24 protein-coding genes are annotated in these 20,529 nt (G+C 71.6%); 2 read left to right on the plus strand and 22 right to left on the minus strand.

Annotation, left to right across the window (positions count from 1 at the left end):
• Positions 1-44 precede the first annotated feature (44 nt).
• The 5 genes from AC2CJA_RS10700 to rpsB all read right to left on the minus strand — a co-directional run bounded on the left by AC2CJA_RS10700 (position 45) and on the right by rpsB (position 4,793).
• Positions 45-1,223: a phosphatidate cytidylyltransferase gene (locus AC2CJA_RS10700; protein ID WP_484602431.1), complete on the minus strand. Its 1,179-nt coding sequence runs from the start codon at positions 1,221-1,223 to the stop codon at positions 45-47.
• A gap of 22 nt (positions 1,224-1,245) precedes the next feature.
• A complete protein-coding gene (frr, locus tag AC2CJA_RS10705) occupies positions 1,246-1,803 on the minus strand; it encodes a ribosome recycling factor (RefSeq protein ID WP_241715508.1) in 558 nt (185 codons plus the stop codon).
• Positions 1,804-1,974: 171 nt separating this feature from the next.
• Positions 1,975-2,745: a UMP kinase gene (gene pyrH / locus AC2CJA_RS10710; protein WP_484602432.1), complete on the minus strand. Its 771-nt coding sequence runs from the start codon at positions 2,743-2,745 to the stop codon at positions 1,975-1,977.
• 181 nt (positions 2,746-2,926) lie between these two features.
• Positions 2,927-3,763: a translation elongation factor Ts gene (gene tsf / locus AC2CJA_RS10715; RefSeq protein ID WP_484602433.1), complete on the minus strand. Its 837-nt coding sequence runs from the start codon at positions 3,761-3,763 to the stop codon at positions 2,927-2,929.
• 115 nt (positions 3,764-3,878) lie between these two features.
• Positions 3,879-4,793: a 30S ribosomal protein S2 gene (rpsB, locus tag AC2CJA_RS10720; RefSeq protein WP_484602434.1), complete on the minus strand. Its 915-nt coding sequence runs from the start codon at positions 4,791-4,793 to the stop codon at positions 3,879-3,881.
• A gap of 352 nt (positions 4,794-5,145) precedes the next feature.
• Here rpsB and AC2CJA_RS10725 point away from each other — a divergent pair, with 352 nt between their 5' ends.
• Complete coding sequence (locus AC2CJA_RS10725) at positions 5,146-6,042, plus strand: murein hydrolase activator EnvC family protein (RefSeq protein WP_484602435.1); 897 nt, start codon at positions 5,146-5,148, stop codon at positions 6,040-6,042.
• On the opposite strand, the gene AC2CJA_RS10730 is transcribed toward AC2CJA_RS10725, so the two are convergent.
• The 17 genes from AC2CJA_RS10730 to proS form a co-directional block, all read right to left on the minus strand.
• On the minus strand, positions 5,996-6,553 hold the full coding sequence (locus AC2CJA_RS10730) for a TetR/AcrR family transcriptional regulator (RefSeq protein WP_484602449.1): 558 nt from the start codon (positions 6,551-6,553) through the stop codon (positions 5,996-5,998). The two genes, AC2CJA_RS10725 and AC2CJA_RS10730, sit on opposite strands and share 47 nt — an antisense overlap.
• A 54-nt stretch (positions 6,554-6,607) precedes the next feature.
• A complete protein-coding gene (gene whiG, locus AC2CJA_RS10735) occupies positions 6,608-7,450 on the minus strand; it encodes an RNA polymerase sigma factor WhiG (RefSeq protein WP_484602436.1) in 843 nt (280 codons plus the stop codon).
• A 267-nt stretch (positions 7,451-7,717) separates the two neighbouring features.
• The gene (gene dprA / locus AC2CJA_RS10740; RefSeq protein WP_484602437.1) at positions 7,718-8,860 is read right to left on the minus strand and encodes a DNA-processing protein DprA; all 1,143 of its coding nucleotides are present in this window, start codon (positions 8,858-8,860) and stop codon (positions 7,718-7,720) included.
• A complete protein-coding gene (locus AC2CJA_RS10745) occupies positions 8,857-10,467 on the minus strand; it encodes a YifB family Mg chelatase-like AAA ATPase (protein WP_484602438.1) in 1,611 nt (536 codons plus the stop codon). The genes dprA and AC2CJA_RS10745 overlap by 4 nt, the downstream gene beginning before the upstream one ends.
• A 1-nt stretch (position 10,468) precedes the next feature.
• Positions 10,469-10,843: a YraN family protein gene (locus AC2CJA_RS10750; RefSeq protein ID WP_484602439.1), complete on the minus strand. Its 375-nt coding sequence runs from the start codon at positions 10,841-10,843 to the stop codon at positions 10,469-10,471.
• A gap of 155 nt (positions 10,844-10,998) precedes the next feature.
• Positions 10,999-11,322 carry a DUF2469 domain-containing protein gene (locus tag AC2CJA_RS10755; protein ID WP_093662147.1) on the minus strand — a complete coding sequence of 108 codons (324 nt, stop codon included), beginning with the start codon at positions 11,320-11,322 and terminating at the stop codon, positions 10,999-11,001.
• Between the two features lie 13 nt (positions 11,323-11,335).
• Positions 11,336-12,085: a signal peptidase I gene (gene lepB / locus AC2CJA_RS10760; protein ID WP_484602440.1), complete on the minus strand. Its 750-nt coding sequence runs from the start codon at positions 12,083-12,085 to the stop codon at positions 11,336-11,338.
• 70 nt (positions 12,086-12,155) lie between these two features.
• On the minus strand, positions 12,156-13,094 hold the full coding sequence (gene lepB, locus AC2CJA_RS10765; RefSeq protein WP_484602450.1) for a signal peptidase I: 939 nt from the start codon (positions 13,092-13,094) through the stop codon (positions 12,156-12,158).
• A complete protein-coding gene (gene lepB / locus AC2CJA_RS10770) occupies positions 13,021-14,061 on the minus strand; it encodes a signal peptidase I (RefSeq protein ID WP_484602441.1) in 1,041 nt (346 codons plus the stop codon). The genes lepB (AC2CJA_RS10765) and lepB (AC2CJA_RS10770) overlap by 74 nt, the downstream gene beginning before the upstream one ends.
• Positions 14,054-14,695 (minus strand): signal peptidase I, encoded by a 642-nt coding sequence (gene lepB, locus AC2CJA_RS10775; RefSeq protein WP_484602442.1) that lies wholly within the window; start codon positions 14,693-14,695, stop codon positions 14,054-14,056. Before lepB (AC2CJA_RS10775) ends, lepB (AC2CJA_RS10770) begins: the two co-directional genes overlap by 8 nt.
• A gap of 133 nt (positions 14,696-14,828) precedes the next feature.
• Positions 14,829-15,176 carry a 50S ribosomal protein L19 gene (gene rplS / locus AC2CJA_RS10780; protein ID WP_093850660.1) on the minus strand — a complete coding sequence of 116 codons (348 nt, stop codon included), beginning with the start codon at positions 15,174-15,176 and terminating at the stop codon, positions 14,829-14,831.
• Between the two features lie 129 nt (positions 15,177-15,305).
• Entirely contained in the window at positions 15,306-16,127 is an 822-nt protein-coding gene (trmD, locus tag AC2CJA_RS10785; protein ID WP_484602443.1) for a tRNA (guanosine(37)-N1)-methyltransferase TrmD, read from the minus strand.
• On the minus strand, positions 16,127-16,711 hold the full coding sequence (gene rimM / locus AC2CJA_RS10790) for a ribosome maturation factor RimM (RefSeq protein ID WP_484602444.1): 585 nt from the start codon (positions 16,709-16,711) through the stop codon (positions 16,127-16,129). Before rimM ends, trmD begins: the two co-directional genes overlap by 1 nt.
• 177 nt (positions 16,712-16,888) lie before the next feature.
• Positions 16,889-17,128 carry an RNA-binding protein gene (locus AC2CJA_RS10795; RefSeq protein WP_394634538.1) on the minus strand — a complete coding sequence of 80 codons (240 nt, stop codon included), beginning with the start codon at positions 17,126-17,128 and terminating at the stop codon, positions 16,889-16,891.
• Between the two features lie 2 nt (positions 17,129-17,130).
• Positions 17,131-17,565: a 30S ribosomal protein S16 gene (gene rpsP / locus AC2CJA_RS10800; protein WP_484602445.1), complete on the minus strand. Its 435-nt coding sequence runs from the start codon at positions 17,563-17,565 to the stop codon at positions 17,131-17,133.
• A gap of 226 nt (positions 17,566-17,791) precedes the next feature.
• Positions 17,792-18,442 carry a hypothetical protein gene (locus AC2CJA_RS10805; RefSeq protein ID WP_484602446.1) on the minus strand — a complete coding sequence of 217 codons (651 nt, stop codon included), beginning with the start codon at positions 18,440-18,442 and terminating at the stop codon, positions 17,792-17,794.
• Between the two features lie 131 nt (positions 18,443-18,573).
• Positions 18,574-19,989: a proline--tRNA ligase gene (gene proS, locus AC2CJA_RS10810; protein ID WP_484602447.1), complete on the minus strand. Its 1,416-nt coding sequence runs from the start codon at positions 19,987-19,989 to the stop codon at positions 18,574-18,576.
• A gap of 219 nt (positions 19,990-20,208) precedes the next feature.
• Between proS and AC2CJA_RS10815 the strand changes: the two genes are divergently transcribed.
• A partial coding sequence (locus AC2CJA_RS10815; protein ID WP_484602448.1) for a class I SAM-dependent methyltransferase occupies positions 20,209-20,529 on the plus strand: 321 nt, incomplete at its 3' end.

Genomic DNA, 20,529 nt, shown 5'->3' on the forward strand with positions numbered 1-20,529 from the left:
GCACCGGTGCGGCGGACCCCGAAGCATCACGAGGGGCGGGGTCGTCAGCCCGCGCCGACGAAGACCACCAGCAGCAGCCAGACCACGGGGGCCGTCGGCAGCAGGGAGTCCAGGCGGTCCATGATGCCGCCGTGGCCGGGCAGCAGGGTGCCCATGTCCTTGATGCCCAGATCCCGCTTGATCATGGATTCGCCGAGATCGCCCAGGGTGGCGCTGGCGGCCGCGGCCAGGCCCAGCAGCAGGCCCTGCCACCAGGTGCCGCCGTCGATGAGGAAGTGCACGCACAGCGCGCCCGCGGCCATCGCGAAGACCATCGCTCCCAGCAGGCCCTCGCGGGTCTTGCCGGGGCTGATGCGGGGGGCGAGTTTGTGCGTGCCGAAGCGCCAGCCGACCGCGTACGCCCCGGTGTCGCTGACGACGGTGAGCAGCAGGAAGGTGAGCACCCGCTGCGGGCCGTCGTCGGCGGCGAGCATCATGGCGACGAAGGTGGCCAGGAAAGGGACGTAGAAGGCGGCGAAGACACCGGCGGTGACATCCCGCAGGTACTGAGCGGGATCCTCCGTCATCCGCCACACCAGTACGGCCAGGGCGGTGAGCGCGGTGGCCACCCAGGCGCCCTCCGCGGCGCGGACGTAGCCGGCGACGACCATGGCGGCGCCGCCGACGGCCAGCGGCAGCAGCGGCACCCTGATCTGCTTGCGTTCGGCGAGGCGGGAGGTCAGTTCCCACAGCCCGACCACGACGGCCGCGACGATCACGCCGACGAAGAGGTGCTTGTAGACGAAGAGCGAGGCGATGATGACGGCACCCAGCCCCAGGCCGACCCCTATCGCGGCGCGCAGGTCGCGGCCCGCCCGTTTGCGTCCCGAGGAGCGACCCCGGGGCGAGGGGGCGGCGGGCTCCGCCCCGGGTACGGCCTGCGGTTCGGGCCGGCCGCCACCGGGGACGGGGCCGCCGAACGGCCGCCCGGCCGCCCGGCCGTCACGATCGTCCTGGTCACCGCCGGGGGCTTCGGGCACGATGGGCATACGCCGAGTCTGCGACGCGTCGGCGTCCTCGTGCGCGTAACCCGCCGGGGCCCGGGCCACCTCTGCGCGAAGCGGGGAGGGAAAACCCTGTTCGGGGGCGCTCCGGTATCCGAAGCGGCCGGGATGAGCGGGGTGGCCGGGACGACCGGAGGGCCCGGCGCCCGGCGGTGGTGCTCCCCAGGATGAGTCGTTCACGAAAATCGCAGCCTCGAAAACCTCAGACCTCGAGAAGCTCGGCTTCCTTGTGCTTGAGCAGTTCGTCCACCTGTGTGACGTACTTGGAGGTGGTGTCGTCGAGCTCCTTCTCGGCACGGCGGCCCTCGTCCTCGCCGATGTCGCCGTCCTTGATGGCCTTGTCGATGGCCTCCTTGGCCTTGCGCCGGACGCTGCGGATGGAGATCTTGGCGTCCTCCGCCTTGCCCTTGGCCACCTTGATGTACTCACGGCGGCGCTGCTCGGTCAGCTCCGGGAAGACGACACGGATGATGTTGCCGTCGTTGGAGGGGTTGACGCCGAGGTCGGAGTCACGGATGGCCTGCTCGATGTTGCGCAGCGCGCTCTTGTCGAACGGGGTGACCACGGCCATGCGCGGCTCGGGCACCGAGAACGACGCGAGCTGGTTGATCGGAGTCATCGCACCGTAGTACTCGGCCACGATCTTGTTGAACATCGCCGGGTGCGCACGGCCGGTGCGGATCGCGGCGAAGTCCTCCTTGGCGACGACGACCGCCTTCTCCATCTTCTCCTCGGCCTCGAGGAGGGTCTCTTCGATCACCACGTGCTCCTGGTTCGATGAATTGAGCCGGAAAGCCCTGATTCCTGCACGGTGTCCGACCGGCAGGCTGTTGTCCATCCCCGTACCGTGCCCATCGTGCGGCACGGTGTTGTCGTACGGCGCCGTGTGCGGGGCTCCCGTACGGACGTCGTTTCGTGTCCGCCGTCGGCGTCAGGCCCGGGAGCCCTGGCCGCTCACCAGCGTGCCGATCTTCTCACCCCGGACCGCCCTGGCGATATTCCCCTCCGCCAGCAGTTCGAAGACGAGGATCGGGAGCTTGTTGTCGCGGCAGAGAGTGATGGCGGTGGCGTCGGCCACCCTCAGCTCACGGGCGATGACCTCGCCGTACTCCAGGGTGTCGAACTTCACCGCGTCGGGGTTGGTGGCCGGGTCGGAGTCGTAGACCCCGTCCACGCCGTTCTTGCCCATCAGCAGCGCCTCGGCGTCGATCTCCAGGGCGCGCTGGGCGGCGGTGGTGTCGGTGGAGAAGTAAGGCATGCCCATACCGGCGCCGAAGATGACCACGCGCCCCTTCTCCAGGTGCCGTACGGCCCTCAGCGGGATGTACGGCTCGGCGACCTGCCCCATGGTGATGGCGGTCTGCACACGGGAGTCGATGCCCTCCTTCTCCAGGAAGTCCTGGAGGGCGAGGCAGTTCATGACCGTGCCGAGCATGCCCATGTAGTCGGACCGGGCCCGGTCCATGCCGCGCTGCTGGAGCTCGGCGCCGCGGAAGAAGTTGCCGCCTCCGATGACGACGGCGATCTCGGCGCCGTCGCGGACCACGGCCGCGATCTCGCGGGCGACCTTGTGCACGACGTCGGGGTCGACTCCGAGCCCCCCGCCGCCGGCGAACGCCTCACCGGAGAGCTTCAGCAGGAAGCGGCGGCGGTCGCGGTCTTTGCCGGGGGCTTTGCCTCCGGGGTCGTTGCCCTGTTTCATGCGGATCTCCTCGTGCACACGCGTGAGGAGGCCATTGCCGGTGGTCCCTCTCGGTCCCCGAAAGCGGCAATGGCCTCCTCGTCACAACTGCGGTCGTCCGGTCCGTACACGCCTGAGCTCAGTGCGCCACGCACCGGGACGGGCCCCGTAACCCGACCCTAACCGGGAGCGGGCCTACGGATCAGGCGCCGACGCGGAAGCGGGCGAAGCGCTTCAGCGTGACACCCGCCTCGCCCAGGACCTTCTGGACGGACTTCTTGTTGTCCTTGGCGAAAGGCTGGTCCAGGAGGCAGTTCTCCTTGAAGAAGCCGTTCACGCGGCCCTCGACGATCTTCGGGAGGGCCTGCTCGGGCTTGCCCTCCTCGCGCGCGGTGGCCTCGGCGACGCGGCGCTCGTTCGCGACGGTCTCCTCCGGGACGTCCTCGCGGGAGAGGAACTTCGGGGCGAACGCGGCGATGTGCTGCGCGACGTCCTTGGCGATCTCGGCGTTCTCCTGCTCCAGCTCGACCAGGACGCCGACCTGCGGGGGCAGGTCCGGGCTGGTGCGGTGCATGTAGGCGGCCACGTAGCCGCCGGAGAACTGCGCGAAGCGGTCGAGGACGATCTTCTCGCCGAGGGTGGCGTTGGCCTCGTCCACGTACACCCGGACGCTCTTGCCGGACTCGATCTCGGAGGCGAGCAGCGCCTCGATGTCGGCCGGGGAGGTGGCGGCGACGTGGGCGGCGATGGCGTCGGCGACGGCGAGGAACTTGTCGCCCTTGGCGACGAAGTCGGTCTCGCACTTGAGCTCGACCAGCACACCGGACTTCTTGTCGTCGGCGATCAGGGAGACGACGGCGCCGTTCTCGGCGGTGCGGGACTCGCGCTTGGCGACGCCCTTCTGGCCCTTGACGCGGAGGATCTCGACGGCCTTGTCGACGTTGCCCTCGGCCTCGTCCAGCGCCTTCTTGCAGTCCATCATGCCGGCGCCGGTGAGCTCGCGGAGCTTCTTGACGTCAGCGGCGGTGTAGTTCGCCATGGTCGGTGAATCTCTTCTCGAAAGGTCGATGAGGATGGATCGATCTACGGGACGGGCATGCGGCCGGGGGCGGCGCTCATGGCACTGCCCCCGGCCGTACCACCTGCGGCGTCGGTCAGGCCTGCTCGGCCGGCTTCTCGCCCTCGGCGGGGGCGGCCTGCTCCTCGGCTGCCGGAGCCTCGGCGGGGGCCCGGGTCTCGGCGGCGGCGGAGGCCTCGGCGGAGGCCTCGCCCTCCTTGGACTCGGCGGCCTTCTGGGCGTCGCCCTCGAGCAGCTCGCGCTCCCACTCGGCGAGCGGCTCGCCGGCGGCCTTCTCGCCCTTGCCCTCGCCGGCGGCGCCGGAGCGGGCGATGAGGCCCTCGGCGACGGCGTCGGCGATCACACGGGTGAGCAGGGTGACGGAGCGGATCGCGTCGTCGTTGCCCGGGATCTTGTAGTCGACCTCGTCCGGGTCGCAGTTGGTGTCGAGGATCGCGACGACCGGGATGTTGAGCTTGCGCGCCTCACCGACGGCGATGTGCTCCTTCTTGGTGTCCACGATCCAGACGGCGCTGGGCACCTTCTGCATGTCGCGGATACCGCCGAGGGTCTTCTCCAGCTTGGCCTTCTCGCGGGAGAGGACCAGGAGCTCCTTCTTGGTGAGGCCGGAGGCGGCCACGTCCTCGAAGTCGATCTGCTCGAGCTCCTTCAGGCGCTGCAGGCGCTTGTGGACGGTCGAGAAGTTGGTCAGCATGCCGCCGAGCCAGCGCTGGTTGACGTAGGGCATGCCCACGCGCGCGGCCTGCTCGGCGATGGCCTCCTGGGCCTGCTTCTTAGTGCCGACGAACATGATGGAGCCGCCGTGGGCGACGGTCTCCTTGACGAACTCGTAGGCGCGGTCGATGTACGACAGCGACTGGAGCAGGTCGATGATGTAGATGCCGTTGCGCTCGGTGAAGATGAATCGCTTCATCTTCGGGTTCCAGCGACGGGTCTGGTGCCCGAAGTGGACGCCGCTCTCCAGCAGCTCCCGCATCGTGACGACGGCCATGGCCGTATCTCCTTGGATCACTCGGTTGTACACGGCGGCCGGACGGTCGCCGCTCCTGACGCCCCGACGCGCTTGCCTGCGAAATCGACGGACCGAAGCCGTCTTCGAGGACCGAGGTGCGCTGCCGCCTGTGGAGGGTGGCGGGGCGTGCGAAGTCGATCCGGTGACCCGGATCGCACAAGAAGTGTACGGGACCGGGGAAGCGGCAGGCGACACGCATGGGATGCGGGCGCCGCCGCGGCGGGCGGCACCGTCCCCGGGACGGGTGACGCGGTTGTCCACAACCGGCCGGTACTCCACAGCTCCCGCCCCGGATCGTCTCCGTCGCGCGCATTCGCGCCACGCTGTGCCCATGGGACGCCGACTCCGCGCCGCGCTGCTGCGCCGCCTGCCCCTCTGCCTGTCTCTTTTCCCGCCTCTCTGCCTGGGGCTGTCTCTGATTGTCCACCTGGCGCCGCCGCTGCTCGCCGCGGAAGCGGTCGCGGCCCGCGCCGCTCCCGAAGACGGCCCGTCCGGCTCCGGCCGGGTCAGACCGGTGCCGGGAGCGGTCGGACGCGGCTGGGAACCACCGCCCGAACGGTGGTCGGCCGGCCACCGCGGCGTGGATCTGGCGGCTCGCCCCGGGGAACCGGTACGCGCGGTGGCCGCGGGCCGGGTCACGTTCGCGGGGAAGGTCGCCGGACGCGGGGTGGTCTCGGTCGAACTCACGGGCACGGGATCCCCTCCGCTGCGTACGACGTACGAGCCGGTCGGCGCGGGAGTGCGCATGGGCGACCGGGTCTCGGCGGGGGACGTGGTGGGCGTGCTGGAAGCGGACGGCTTCCACTGCCCGGCGGGGTGCCTGCACTGGGGGCTGCGCCGCGGCGATGTCTATCTGGACCCGCTCTCCCTGCTCGGCCGCGCTCCCTCCCGGCTCCTGCCGGTGCTGGGGGTTCCGCTTCCGGAGGAGACGGGGAGCCGGCAGGACGACGCGATGCGGATGACGGCCGTCCGGGACTCCGCGTCCGCCGGTTCGTCCGGGGTGGGCGCGGCCCTGGTGCTGGTGGTGGCCGCTCTCTGGGCCCGGCGCCGCCATGCCCGGCTGCGCGCGGGGAAGCCGCCCCCGCGGGCCGCGGCGTTCGACGACCGGGTGCGCCGGGCGCACCCCGGCGCGCGTATGCCCGGAGGCGATGTGTCCGGCGGGGCCGGAGGAGAGGGGGCTCTCAGCCCGCGACGCCGCGGAGCGCCATCGACACGGCGGCCCGCGTGATCCGTTCCGGGTCCTCCGCGGCGCCCAGCTCGATACGGCGGACCGCGGCGTCCACGACTCCCTGCAGCAGGGTGGCCGTCAGCCGCGGCTCGTCATGGCCGAGGGCCGCGAGGGCGTCCACCACCATGGTGATCAGCCCGCCGTGTGCTGCGCGGATCTTCTCCCGGGCGCCGGGGTCCAGTTCACCGGCCGAGATGGCCACGACGGCCCGATGGCGCCGGTCGCCGGCCAGCGCCAACTGCCGTCGCACATACGCCTCCACCTTCGCCTGGGGGGTCTCGGTCCGCCCCATGGCATCCTCCACCTCCGCCGCCCAGACGGGGAAGTCGACAGCGCACAACTCCTCGACGACGGCTGCGCGGGAGCGGAAGTACTCGTAGACGGAGGAGCGCGCCAGTCCCGTACGGGCCGCCAGCGCGGGGAAGGTCAGGGCCTCCGTGCCACCTTCGGACAGCAGGGATCGTGCCGCCTCCAACAGGGCGTCGCGCTGCATCGTCCGGTGCTCGGCCACGGAGGCCGCTCGAATCCTGGGCACGGGTCCCACTGTAGGGAGGGCAGTACCGATTCAGCGACCGACATCGGCGAGCTTGGCCCGAAGCTGCAGCACGGACTTGGTGTGGATCTGGCTGACCCTGCTCTCGGTGACCCCCAGCACCTGCCCGATTTCGGCCAGGGTGAGCCCTTCGTAGTAGTAGAGCGTCACTACCGTCTTCTCGCGTTCGGGCAGGGTGTTGACCGCCCGGGCCAGCAGCCGCCGCAGCTCGCGGTCCTCGGCGATCTCGACGGGATTGTCGGCGGCTGTGTCCTCCAGGGTGTCCATGAGGCTCAGTCGGTCGCCGCCCTCCGCTCCGCTGTGGAGCACCTCCTCCAGGGCGACCACGTTGGCGAGCGGCAGCCGGCTGAAGGTGCCGTGGAGCTCTTCCAGCGGGATTCCCATCTCGTCGGCGACCTCGGCCTCCGACGGCGTGCGGCGCAGCGTCGCCTCCAGTGCGGCGTGGGCTCGCTCGAACGCGCGGGCCTTCTGCCGTACCGAGCGGGGAATCCAGTCCAGTGCCCGCAGTTCGTCGATCATGGCCCCGCGGATGCGGGTGATGGCATAGGTCTCGAACTTGATCGAGCGGCTCGGGTCGAACTTCTCGATGGCGTCGATCAGGCCGAACACCCCGGAGGAGACGAAGTCGGCCTGTTCCACGTTGGCGGGCAGGCCGACGCTCACGCGTCCGGCCACGTACTTGACCAGGGGCGAGTAGTGGAGGATCAGTTGTTCCCTCAGCCGTTCGTCGCCCGTGCCCTTGTAGGACCGCCACAGTTCGTCGAGCGATCTGGGCGGGGCAGGGCGTGCAGCGCCGTCGGCCGCGGTCGGTTCTGCCGTGGCCGTGCGGTCGGACCCGGGGGTGTGATGGGGCATGCGTCGTCTTGAGCCGTTCTGCCGTGATCTGTGCACTGACGCCGGCGGGGCGTGCGAAGGGGCCGGGAATCCTGGGAGCGTAGCGTGACCGTGACGTCGCTCAGTGCGAAGGGCGGGCGGGCGGGCATGCGCAGATACGTTCCGCTGCCCGCACCCCGGGGTTACCCGGGCGGCCTGAACGGCTCGGCCGGGCCATGCGGAATGAAGCGTTCAGCGATCATGGCTCTCACCCTTTCACTCGATCGCCCCAGGTCAAGGACCGCCTCGTCACCTGTTGGTGTGTTGGTCGGCGTGCTGATCGGCGGATTTGGCCAACTGCCAGTAGTCACCGTTGCGTTCCAGGAACCCGAGTGACCGCAGTTCCTGAAGGCGGACGAGCGCGCGGTCCTCCGTGAGAGCGGCGGCGCGCGCCACCGCCGCGACGCCGAGCGCACTCCGGGCAGGCAGCATCTCCAGGACGCGCGCCGCCTCCGGAGACAGCAGATCACGCGGCACCACGGGCCCGCGGCGCTCGGGTGCCAGTTCGCCGATCGCGCCGACCAGCTCGATGATCTCGGCGGCGTCGGTGACGACGATGCCCTCACCGCGCAGGAGCTGGTGGACACCCGCCGACAGCCCGCTGGTCACCGGCCCGGGAACACCCATGGTGAGCCTGCCCAGCCCGAGGGCCCGCCGCGCGGTGACCAGCGAGCCGCTGCGCAGCTCCGCCTCCACCACCACGGTGCCGCGGGTGAGGGCCGCGATCACCCGGTTGCGCAGGACGAAGCGACTGCGGGTGGGATGGTCACCGGGTGGTAGTTCGGCCACCAGCAGCCCCTGCTCCCCGATGCGCCGGATCAACCCACCGTTGCCCGGCGGGTAGGCCACGTCGACTCCGCAGGCCAGGATGCCGACGGTCGCTCCCTCCACCGCCAGAGCCCCGCTGTGTGCGGCGCCGTCCACTCCGTACGCCGCGCCGGAGACCACCGTCCAGCCGCGGGCGGCCAGGCTGGAACCGAGCGTCGCGGCCATGTGGGCGCCGTAGTCCGTGCAGGCCCGGGAGCCGACGACGGCGACCGAGCGCAGCGCCCACATCCGCAGCGAGGCCCTGCCACGCACCCACAGGCCCACAGGGCGCCCGTCACCCAGATCGTCCAGCTGGCTCGGCCACTCGGCGTCGCCGGGGCAGACGAAGCGTCCGCCCAGTGCGCCGATCCCGGCGAGGTCGGCTTCGGGGTCGAGCCCTCGCGCGCGCTGCCGCAGCCCGGCCCAGCGGGTCCGGGACGCTCCGGGCAGCGGGGAGTCGGATCCGAACGCCCTGAGGGTCTCCACCGCCCCGTACCGGTCGAGCCAGCGGTTCACCGTCTCGTCTCCCGGCTCCCCGATCCTGGTGAGCGCCGCACGGGCCACTCTCTCCTCGCGGCCGGTCACGCCCGCCCTCCGGCGAGTGCCGCGCCGCGCCGTACCCCGGTGCGCAGTTCCAGCGCGCCGTCCACGTCCTCGGCGGTGGGCCGGCCGTGCCCGGCGAGGTCGGCAAGGGTCCAGGCGACCCGCAGGACTCGGTCCAGGCCACGTGCGGTGAGCAGACCGCGCTCCATGTCCTCCTCGGCCCGGCCGAGCGCCCCCGGCTCCGCCGGCCATCGGGTCCGCAGTTCATGGCCGGGGACCTCGCTGTTGGTGTGCCAGGGTGTCCCGGCGTAGCGGGCGGCGGCACGCTCGCGTGCGGTGCGCACCCGAGCGGCCACGGTCCCGGTGGACTCGGAGCGGGCTCCGGGGGCCGTCAGCTCGGAGCGGGTGACGGGCTCGACCGTGACCCGGAGATCGACACGGTCCAGCAGGGGCCCGGAGAGCCGTGCGCGGTAGCGCCTGACCGATGAGGGCCTGCACTCGCAGCCGCCGCCCCTGGAGCCGTGCCGGCCGCAGGGGCACGGGTTGGCGGCGAGGACGAGCAGGAAGCGGGCGGGCAGGCGCATCATGCCCTGGGCGCGGGCCACGACGACCTGACCCGACTCCAGCGGCTGGCGCAGCGCGTCGAGCACCCGCGCGCTGCATTCGGCCGCCTCGTCCAGGAAGAGCACACCGTGGTGGGCGAGGGAGACCGCTCCCGGCCGGGGCAGACCGCTGCCGCCGCCCACCAGGGAGGCGGTGGTGGCCGAATGATGCGGGGCGCAGTAGGGAGGCCGCTCGACCAGCGGCTGACCGGGCGGCAGCGCACCGGCGACGGAGTGGACGGCGGTGGCCTCCAGCGCCTCCTTCGGGGTGAGCGGCGGAAGCAGCCCGGGCAGCCGTTCGGCGAGCATGGTCTTGCCCGCGCCCGGCGGTCCCTTGAAGAAGATGTGGTGGCGTCCCGCGGCGGCCACCTCCAGCGCTTTGCGGGCGGCTGCCTGACCCGCGACCTCGGCGAGGTCCACCGGGCGTTCGCCCCCCAGCCCCGCGATGCCCGTGCCCGCGCCGGGCACGGTGAGGCCGGCGAGCATGGCGGCGTCGGAGCCGTGCTCGTCCGGGCGCGGCTCGTCGGGGACGGGTTCGTCGGTGAGCACGGCGACGAGCTGGCGCAGGGAGCGGACTCCGAGGACGGAGACACCGGGGACCAGGGCGGCCTCGGAGGCGGTCTGCTCGGCGACGACGACCTGGCGGTATCCGGCGTCCGCGGCGGCCAGGACCGCGGGCAGGACGCCGCGGACGGGCCGGACGCGCCCGTCCAGGCCCAGCTCGCCGATCATCACCAGTCCGGCGAGCGCGCGGGGGTCGATGCGCTCGGCGGCCCCGAGCACCGCGCAGGCGACCGCGAGGTCGAACCCGCTGCCGCTCTTGGGTACCGAAGCGGGGCTGAGTCCGACGGTGAGCTTCTTCTGGGGCCAGTCGACACCGGAGTTGACGACCGCGGCCCTGACCCGGTCGCGGCTCTCCACCAGGCTCTTGTCGGGCAGACCGACGAGGGTGAAGGTGGCCAGCCCCGGTTCGAGATCGGCCTGGACCTCGACGACCACGCCTTCGACACCCACGAGGGCGACCGAGCAGGTACGGGCGAAACCCATGTCAGGCCACCCCCCTGACGTGCTCCACCCGGGGGGCGCCGCGCTCGGGCAGGACGATGCCGACGAGATCGATGCGCACCCCTCCGGCCGGCAGCCGTCCGTACCGGGCGAGCCAGCGCTCGCCGAGCCAGTGGGAGGCGAGTCTGCGCAGCCGCTCGGCCTTGCGCGGGGTCACGGCCGACATCGGGTGCTCGTACGGGCCGGCCCGGCGTGTCTTGACCTCGCAGACGACGAGCGCGTCGGCGTCCCGGGCGACGATGTCGATCTCGCCGTCCCGGCAGCGCCAGTTCCGTTCGAGGACGGCCATGCCCATCTCGCGCAGCCGCCGGGCGGCCAGGTCCTCGCCGTAGCGTCCGAGTGCGTTCCTGCCGTTCATCGGTACCACCTCCGGGACCGACTGTGGCGGCTGGGAAGGCGGGTGGATGATCATGGCCCGGTTCGGTGGACTACCGACCGGTTGTGGACAACTCGCTCACCCGTACGAGGGACTCTGCGAGCGCGGCGCTGACGGAGCGGCGACCGGCTCCGGGCTCACCTCTTGAAGTCGGAGTCCTCGGGCAGGTCCAGATCGCTCTTGTTCAGCTCCTCGATGTTCACGTCCTTGAAGGTGAGCACCCTCACCTGTTTGACGAAACGGGCCGGCCGGTACATGTCCCACACCCAGGCGTCGGCCATCGACACCTCGAAGAAGACCTCACCCTGGACCGAGTGCACCTGCATCTCGTAGTCGTTGGTGAGATAGAAACGGCGTTCGGTCTCGATCACGTACCTGAACAAACCGACGACGTCCCGGTACTCCCGGTAGAGCTTCAGCTCCATCTCGGTCTCGTATTTCTCGAGGTCCTCGGCGCTCATGGCGTGTTCCCCTTCAGCCGTGCGTTCCCCCATTGTGCGTCAGCCCCGCGCGCTTGCCCCGGACCGGGCCGATCGCCCCGTACCCGGCGCCGCCGAGGACCAGCAGGGCGCCGACCCCGGTCGCGGCCAGGGCCGGGCCCAGCGGCCCCGGCCGGGAGATTCCGCCGGGCAGCCCCGCGAAACCGGCGGGGCGTTCGACCATGCCCGCGCGCCCCAGCGGCCAGACGGTGGCGTCGACCCTGCCCGTCACCGCCCCCCTGGGCACGGAGCCGTTGCCGGCGTCCTCCAGACGCGTGCGCGAGTCCAGTGACCCCTCCCGGTGGTCGCCGAGGAGGAAGAGCTGCCCCTCGGGCACGGATGCCTCGAAGGCGGCGAAGGAGGCCCGCTTCCGCTCCAGCCGGTACGGCTCGTCGACGGGATCGCCGTTGACCGTCAGCTTCCCCTGCTCGTCGCAGCACTCCACGGTGTCACCGCCGACGCCGACGACGCGTTTGATCATCGGCATACTGCCCCACAGCGGGTCGAGGAAGACGACGACGTCGCCGCGCCGGACCTCGTCGCCGTCGACGCGCTCGGCCAGCACCCGGTCCCCTGCCTCGACGGTGGGCGCCATGGAGTCGGTGGGCACGGCGTAGGGCTGGTACAGGACGGCCGCCCAGACGAAACCGCCCAGGAAGAGGACGCAGCCGATCGCCACGGCCGCCGACGACAGTGTCCGGCCCGGACGACCGCGGCCTCCCCCGGTACGTTCGGTTCTGCTCACTCGCGCTCCCGGAAGGGTCTGGGTCCACCGACGGTCTGCGCCGCACCCTATCCCCGGGTACGCTTCCGGGTCAGCCCGCGGTCCGCCCGTCCGTCCCGCTCGCGGCGCCGGGCGCCGTCCCGGATGCTCCGGCGGTCTCTTCCGCGTCCCCCTTCACCGTCCTCGTCCTCAGGCGCCGCCGCCACATCACCAGCGGCACCGCGCCCGCCAGGCCCAGCGCCGCGGGAGCCGCGGCCAGGCCCTGCTCGGCGAAGGTGTCGGGCACCGGGAGGGTGCCCCAGCGGTCGATCGGCCACGCCTTGACCACGGCCCGCCCCACGACCTCGTCCACGGGCACCGTCCCCTGTCCTGGGAGCTGCTGGTGGAAACGGGAGTCCAGGGAGTTGGAGCGGTGGTCGCCCATCACCCAGATCCGGTCCTCGGGGACCTCGACCGGGCCGAAACCCTCACTGCCGCAGGGGGAGTCGCCGGGGTAGATGTAGGACTCCTCGTCCAGGGCCTTGCCGTTGACCGTGACGGGGCCGTTCTTCTCGCACGCCACGGTGTCGCCGCCGACCGCGATGGCCCGCTTGATCAGGTCCTGCTCCTCGGCGGAGGGCATCAGGCCGATGAAGCTCATGAAGTCCTGGAACACGTTGGTGTCCTGCTGGACCGACGGGTCGAGCCAGCCTCCCGGATCGTGGAAGACGACGACCTCGCCACGCTCGGGTTCGGCTCCGAACCAGGGCGTCAGCTTGTCCACCAGCACCCGGTCGCCCCGCTGGAGGGTGTTCTGCATCGAGTCCGAGGGGATGGAGAACGCCTGCAGCAGGAACGTCTTGATCCCCAGGGCCAGCAGCAGCGCGACGCCGATGAGGATGGGCAGTTCCTTCAGAAAGGAGCGTTGCTTCTTTTCCGTCACTCTCTCTCCGCTGTCCGGGCCCGCGGCCGTTTCCTCACCGCGCTCCACGGGCTCGCCGTCGGCCCGCCGCTCGGGCCCGTCCGCGTGGGAGCGCCCTCCCCCCGCCACGTCCCCCACATCCACTCCTCACACCGATACCGCTCTTACCTCGCTGCGGGCCGCGCCCCAGCCGGCGCAGACCCACACCTGCCACTCCCATAACGAGCGGGAGTTCCACAGGGGTCGGCAGATGCACCATGTCATCGCCATTGTCGGCCCCGGCGGCCGCGGAGGGCGTCCCGCCGCGCGGATCCGGTACCGACGCGTAGGCCTCGGGCTCCTCCAGCCGCCGCCAGTGCGAGTAGGGCCAGGCGATCACCACGGCCTTGCCCACCACCAGACTCTCCGGAATGGTTCCCCTGCCCGGCTCCCGGAGGTGGTAGCGGGAGTCGGCGGAGTTGGAGCGGTGGTCGCCCATCACGAAGATACGGTTCTCGGGCACCTCCACCTCGAAGTGCATCTGCGAGGGCGCGTTGCCCGGGTGGAGGTAGGGCTCGTTCAGCGGTGTGCCGTTGACCGTCACCCGGCCGTCCTCGTCGCAGCACACGATGGTGTCCCCGCCGATGCCGATGACCCGTTTGATCAGGTCCTGCTCCTCGGCCGAGGGCAGCAGGCCGATGAACGTCAGGAACTGCCTGCCCTGCTTGATGCCCACGGGATCGTCCCGCTCCGGCTCCGCCCCGGGCGGCAGCCAGCCCCCGGGGTCCTTGAAGACCACCACGTCACCGCGTTCGGGGCGCGAGCCGAACCAGGGCGTCAGCTTGTCCACCAGCACCCGGTCGTCAATCTTGATCGTCTGCTCCATCGAACCGGAGGGAATGACGAACGCCTGTACCAGGAACGTCTTGAGCACCAGCGCGATCAGCAGCGCGACACCCACCAGGACCGGTATCTCCCTGGTCACCGACAACCGCCGGCGCCTCCTGATCCGCTTGGCGGCGCGCCGCCGGTCGGCCCGGCCCTCACCGGGGCCGCGCAGTGCGGTCCGGGACTCCGGCGGTGCGCCGCTGCCGCGGGGCCGTCCGCGCCTACCCATCCCGGCTCCGCAGGGAGGTCCAGCGACCGGTCGGCCAGACGATCCAGTCGGCCCGGCCGATCACCCTCTCCACCGGTACGGTGCCGCCGCCGGGGGATCCGAGGTGGTCCCGGGAGTCGCTCGACCGGGAGCGGTGGTCGCCCATCACCCACAGACGCCTCTCGGGGACAGCGATGTCGAACGGGACGGCCGAGGGCCGGTCGCCGGGATACAGGTACGTCTCGTCCGCCGGTTCGCCGTTCACCTCGATCCTCCCCCGCTCGTCGCAGCACCTGACCCTGTCCCCGCCGACCCCGACGACCCGCTTGACGTAGCCGGTGCCCTGTGACGGTTCCCGGTCGAACGAACCGGTGCCGTCGAACACCACAACGTCTCCGCGCGCCGGAAGGTTACCGAAGCGGTACGCCAGCTTGTTCACCAGAACGCGGTCGCCCGCTTCGAGGGTGTTCCCCATCGAGCCGCTCGGAATGCGGAAGGGTTCCGCCACGAACGCGTGGACCAGCAGGAGCAGCACGGCGACCACGGCCCCCGCGGCCCCCGGACGCACGAAACGCGACCGGCGTCCCCCTCCCCGTACGGGGTGGGGGGAGCGGTCGCGCTCCATGGATCGCGTGTGCTGTTCGTCGGTGCTCATCGAGCCGAGAGCCTAACCCGGCGGCGTGCCGGAAGCCGGGCCGACGGCGGCGCGGAGGGCCGTGCCCCGCGGGCGGGACCGGGCGGCCGGGCGCCGGGAAGCCCGGTGCTCCGCCGCGCGGACCGGTCGCGGATCAGCGCTCGCGCTTCTCCTTGATCTTGGCGGCCTTGCCGCGCAGCTCGCGCAGGTAGTACAGCTTGGCGCGGCGGACATCACCGCGGGTGACGACCTCGATCTTCTCGACGACCGGGGTGTGCACCGGGAAGGTGCGCTCCACGCCGACGCTGAAGCTGACCTTGCGGACAGTGAAGGTCTCGCGGACGCCGGAGCCCTGGCGGCGGATGACGACGCCCTTGAACTGCTGCACACGGGAGCGGTTGCCCTCGATGACGCGCACGTGGACGTTGACGGTGTCACCCGGACGGAAGGTGGGGATGTCGCTGCGCAGCGAGGCGGAGTCGACGCTGTCGAGAAGGTGCATGGCCGTCTGCTTTCCTCGCCGATGCCACAGGTCATCGGCGGAATCGTTCGTTGGGTTCGGTGAGCCGCCGTACCGGTCGGGCGTTGGTCCCCCTGTGGCAGGGTCGCGCGCCGGACGCGAGGCAGCGGCCTATTCTTCCACGCCTCCGGCCGCGGGTCCAAATCGGCCGTCGGGCCGCTCGGCCCAGCCCAGCTCGGCGAGCAGCCTGCGGTCGCCGGCGTCCAGGGCGGAGGGATCGCACCTCTCGATCAGGTCCGGGCGGTAGCGCACGGTGCGGCGGAACGCCTGGTCGCGGCGCCAGCGCGCGATCCTGCCGTGATGCCCGCTGAGCAGCACCTCGGGGATGTCCCGGCCACGCCACACCGGCGGCTTGGTGTAGACGGGCCCCTCCAGCAGATCGGCCATGGCGCCGGGAGCGAAGGAGTCGTCGCGGTGGGACTCGGCGTTGCCCAGGACCCCGGGCAGTAGCCGGGCGACGGCCTCCACCATCACCAGGACGGGCGCCTCACCGCCGGCCAGCACGTAGTCGCCGATGGACAGCTCACGCACCCGCAGGTGCTCCCCGTACTCCTCGACCACGCGGCGGTCGATGCCCTCGTAGCGAGCGGGGGTGAGGACCAGCCACGGCTCGGCGGCCAGTTCGACGGCGGTCTCCTGGGTGAACGGGCTGCCGCTGGGGGTGGGTACGACCAGGACCGGTCCCTCCTCCGGACCGTCTCCGCCCGAGGCGATGACCGCGTCCAGCGCCTCGCCCCACGGCTCGGGCTTCATCACCATGCCGGGGCCGCCGCCGTAGGGGGTGTCGTCGACGGTGTTGTGCCGGTCGTGGGTCCACTGCCGCAGGTCGTGGACACGCACGTCGAGCAGGCCGCGGGCGCGCGCCTTGCCCACCAGGGAGACGTTCAGCGGTTCCAGGTACTCGGGGAAGATCGTGACGATGTCGATCCGCATCAGGCGCCGTTCCCGTCTTCCCCGCCGTCCTTGCCGTTGCCGCCGTCCCCCGTGCGGGATCCGGCGATCTCGGCGCGGCCGTCGACGAGCCCCGGCGGCGGGTCGATGACGGCCCGCTGTCCGTCCAGGTCGATCTCGGGGACGATCTCACCGACGAAGGGGACGAGCACCTCGCCGCCGTCGGGCCTGCGCACCACGAGCAGGTCCTGGTGGGGCAGGTGGGCGATCTCCTCGATCCGGCCGACGGTCGTTCCGTCCAGGGTGACGACGTCGAGGTCGACCAGCTGGTGGTCGTAGTACTCGTCGGGGTCCTCGGGGGTCTCCTCCGGGTCGACCTCGGCGATCAGCAGGGTGTTGCGCAGCGCCTCCGCGGCGCCACGGTCCCTCACCCCCGCGAAGCGCAGCAGCAGCCGACCGCTGTGGACGCGCCCGGACTCGATGGTCAAGGGGCCCACGGAGACGGGTTCGGTGGCCAGGACCGCGCCGGGAGCGAGGCGCACCTCGGGTTCATCGGTACGCACCTCCACCGTGACCTCTCCCTTGATCCCGTGGGCACGGCCGATGCGCGCGACTACCAACTGCACTGCTCGTCACTCCAGGTTCTCGCCGGTTCCCCTGCGCCGGCCCGCACACGGTCCCCGTACGCCGACGGCCACCGGCACGGGCCGGGGGCGGCGGTGCCGCCCCCGGGGGGGGGGGGGGGGGGCCGCCCCCCCCCCCCCCCCCCCGCCCCCGGTGCTCTGCGTTGTCTGCCGCGGTCCTCAGCGGATCTGGTCCACGTCGACGAGGTCGACACGGACTCCGCGCCCGCCGAGAGCGCCCACGACGGTGCGCAGCGCGCGTGCGGTGCGGCCGTTGCGGCCGATCACCTTGCCGAGGTCGTCGGGGTGGACCCGGACCTCCAGCACGCGCCCGCGACGCAGGTTGCGGGCGGCGACCTGCACCTCGTCGGGGTGGTCGACGATGCCCTTCACCAGATGGTCGAGGGCCTCTTCCAGCATGGTCACGCCTCGGTCGACTCGGCGGAGGCCTCGGCCTCGTCCGCCTTCTTGTCGGCCTTCTTCGCCTTCTGGGTGATGGCCTCACCCTTGGGCTCGTCCGCCGACTCCTTGGCGGCGGCCTCGAAGAGTGCGCGCTTGTCGGCCTTGGGCTCGGCGACCTTCATCGGCTCCGGGGCCGGCAGGCCCTTGAACTTCTGCCAGTCGCCGGTGACCTTCAGGATGGCCAGGACCGGCTCGGTCGGCTGCGCGCCGACACCCAGCCAGTACTGGACGCGCTCCGAGTCGACCTCGATACGGGAGGGGTTCTGCACCGGGTGGTACAGACCGACCTCCTCGATGGCCCGGCCGTCGCGACGGGTGCGGGAGTCGGCGATGATGATGCGGTAGTGAGGCGAACGGATCTTGCCCAGTCGCTTCAGCTTGATCTTGACTGCCACGGGTGTGGTGTCTCCTGGTCTCTGGCGTGGTTGGACACGGCGGGATGCCACGTGGGGTTGTGGTACCCGAGTGTCCGAGTGGACGCGTCAGCCGGAGGAGAGAGGGGTCCTGTGCGGCTGTCGAGTACAGCCGCCCATTGTGCCACACCCCCTGTGCCGCACCCCGCGGGGGCGGCCGGCGTCCGGCCTCCCCCGGCCCCCCGGCCCGGCACGGCTTCGCGGCACCTCAGCCCACCCCGACCGCCTCCTTCTCCGTGTCCGGAATGCGGAACGGCTTCCCGCAGGCCCCGCACATGATCGGCGCCTGGGCCAGTACGGACGGGACGACCCGGACGTTGCGCCCGCAGTCGCACACGGCCTTGACCCGCACTCCGCCACCCGACGAACCGTGCCGCGCGGCGGGGCCGCGGAAGGAGCGCGAGGTGTCGGTGGCGGTGGCGGCGCTGTGCGCGCGCAGAGCACGCTGCAGCCGCTCGATGGTGGGCCGGTAGCGCCTTCTGGTCTCGGGCTTCATCACGACCAGCGAGAAGCCGCTGCTCGGATGCGGCTCCTCCGAGTGCTCCAGGCCAAGCTCCTCGGCGATCGCCAGGAAGCGGCGGTTGTGGTAGCGGCCGGCGCGCGAGGTGTCCCGGACTCCGCGGGCGGCGGCGATCCCGTGGACGGCCTCGTGCAGCAGCCGTTCGAATGAGAGCTCGGCGCCGCAGGCGGACGACGACTCCCCGATCAGCGATTCGGGCGCGGCCAGGTCGGGCAGCTCCGGGTGGTGCCGTTGAATGTCGGCCCACGCGAGCGCCAGCTCGGCGGCTAGTACAGGTGGTGTCGTGCTCACGTCGTGCACAACGAGCCAGAGTGTCCCGGTGTTCCGATTACGGGGCATCCCAAATAATTTGCACCTACCCGCCAGTTCAGGTTGATGCGCGCCGTCGGGGCCGGTATGCCGAGTCCGGCCGGCTCCTGGGCGGGACGCCCGGTGGGACTCCGCACACCGTGTCCGGGCGGCCCGGCGGCTCAGTAGGAGCGGGCGACCACGGCCACCGCACCCGGGGCGTCGTCGGACTCGGGTACCGATCCGTCCTCGCCGACCAGGCAGCGTACCGTGACGCCCTGCTCCGCGAGTCTCGCCTCACCCTCCGGACCCAGACCGGTCCAGGGGATGCGGGCCCAACCGCCGCCGGCGGCGGCCTCGGCGGCCTCCTCCACCGTCCGCACGTTTGAGGTGCGGGCCTCGCGACGCTCGCGGGACCGGCGCAGCAGCAGCGCCTGGTCCTCCTCCAGAAGCCTCGGGCACAGCTCGGCCAGGACGTCGAGTGCCACCGGCTCCTTGCCCCCGGCGATGCGCCTGACCAGCATCGCGGTGCCGTTCTCCAGGTCGCGCGGACCGATCTCGACGCGCAGCGGCACGCCCTTGAGCTCCCAGTCCACCGCCCGCCGGCCGAAGGGGGTGTCGGTGCGGTCGTCCACCTTCACCCGGACACCGGCCGCGGCGAGCCGGTCGCCGGCCTCGCGGACCCTCGCCAGCACCGCGTCATCGCCCTTGACGGCCAGGACGACGGCCTGGACGGGGGCCAGGCGCGGCGGGATCCGCAGGCCGTCGTCGTCGCCGTGCGTCATGATCAGGCCGCCGACCATCCGGGTGGAGGTGCCCCAGGAGGTCTGCCAGACCAGTTCCCGCCCGCCGTCCTTCGACAGGTAGCGGGTGCCGAACGCCTTGGCGAAGTTCTGGCCCAGCTCGTGGCTGGTGCCCATCTGCAGGGCCTTGCCGTCGCCCATCATGCCCTCCAGGGTGAGGGTGTTGACGGCGCCCGCGAAGCGCTCCCTGGCCGTCTTGCGGCCCAGTACGACGTCCATGGCCAGGACGTTCTCCATGAAGTCGGCATAGACCTCGCGGTGGATGCGGGCGGCGTAGTCGCGCGCATCCTCGTAGGTGGCGTGGGCGGTGTGCCCCTCCTGCCACAGGAACTCACTCGTTCGCAGGAAGACCCTCGGACGCATTTCCCAGCGCACCGCGTTGGCCCACTGGTTGATCAGCAGGGGCAGGTCACGGTGGCTCCGCACCCACTTGGCGAAGTACTCGTTGACGATCGTCTCGGAGGTCGGCCGGACGACCACCGGCTCCTCCAGCTCCTTGCCGCCGCCGTGCGTGACCACGGCCAGCTCGGGGGCGAAGCCCTCGACGTGCTCGGCCTCCCTGGTCAGGTAGGACTGGGGGATGAACAGGGGGAAGTAGGCGTTGTCGGCGCCCGCGGCCTTGATACGGGCGTCCATCTCCCGCTGCATCCGCTCCCAGAGGCCGTACCCGTACGGCCGGATGACCATGGTGCCGCGCACCGGCCCGTTGTCGGCCAGTCCGGCCTTGTTGATCACGTCCTGGTACCAGCGCGGGAAGTCCTCCGCCTGGGGTGTGAGCACGGGAGCCTTTGCCATGTCGCGCATGTTACGGCGGTCTGCTGCGGATGCGTGAACCGGACCGCCGGGGGAACGTGGAAGTGCGCGCGGGCAAGCGCGGGTGGAAACACCCCGGCGCCCATCTGGACTCGGGGACAGATGCGCAGTTCCCCGGCTTTCGGGGACTTGAGGACCTCTCGGGGGACGAGACGGCGGCCGGTTGTCCGGCGATCCTTCCATCGGAATGGGGATGTTGCGATGGCACCCACGCTCACACAGCGGCACCTCCCGCGGCCCGCCCGGGACTGGGCGGAGATTCAGGAACGGATGCTGGTTCCGCTCTACGAGGCGGTATACGAACGGTTCGAGGTCGGACGTCACTCCCATGTGCTGGGCCTGGGCTGCGGCTCGGGCCTGGCGCTGGTGATGGCGGCGGCCCGGGGCGCGACCGTCACGGGGACGGACACCGACGAGGCACGCCTGGAGCTGGCCCGGCAGCGGCTGCTGCCGGAGCCGCAGTGGGGCGCGCGGCACTGGACCGCGCGGGTGCTGCCGGGCGGGCCGGACGGCGGCCCGGAC

The organism is Streptomyces sp. ATLC9, assembly GCF_057196705.1.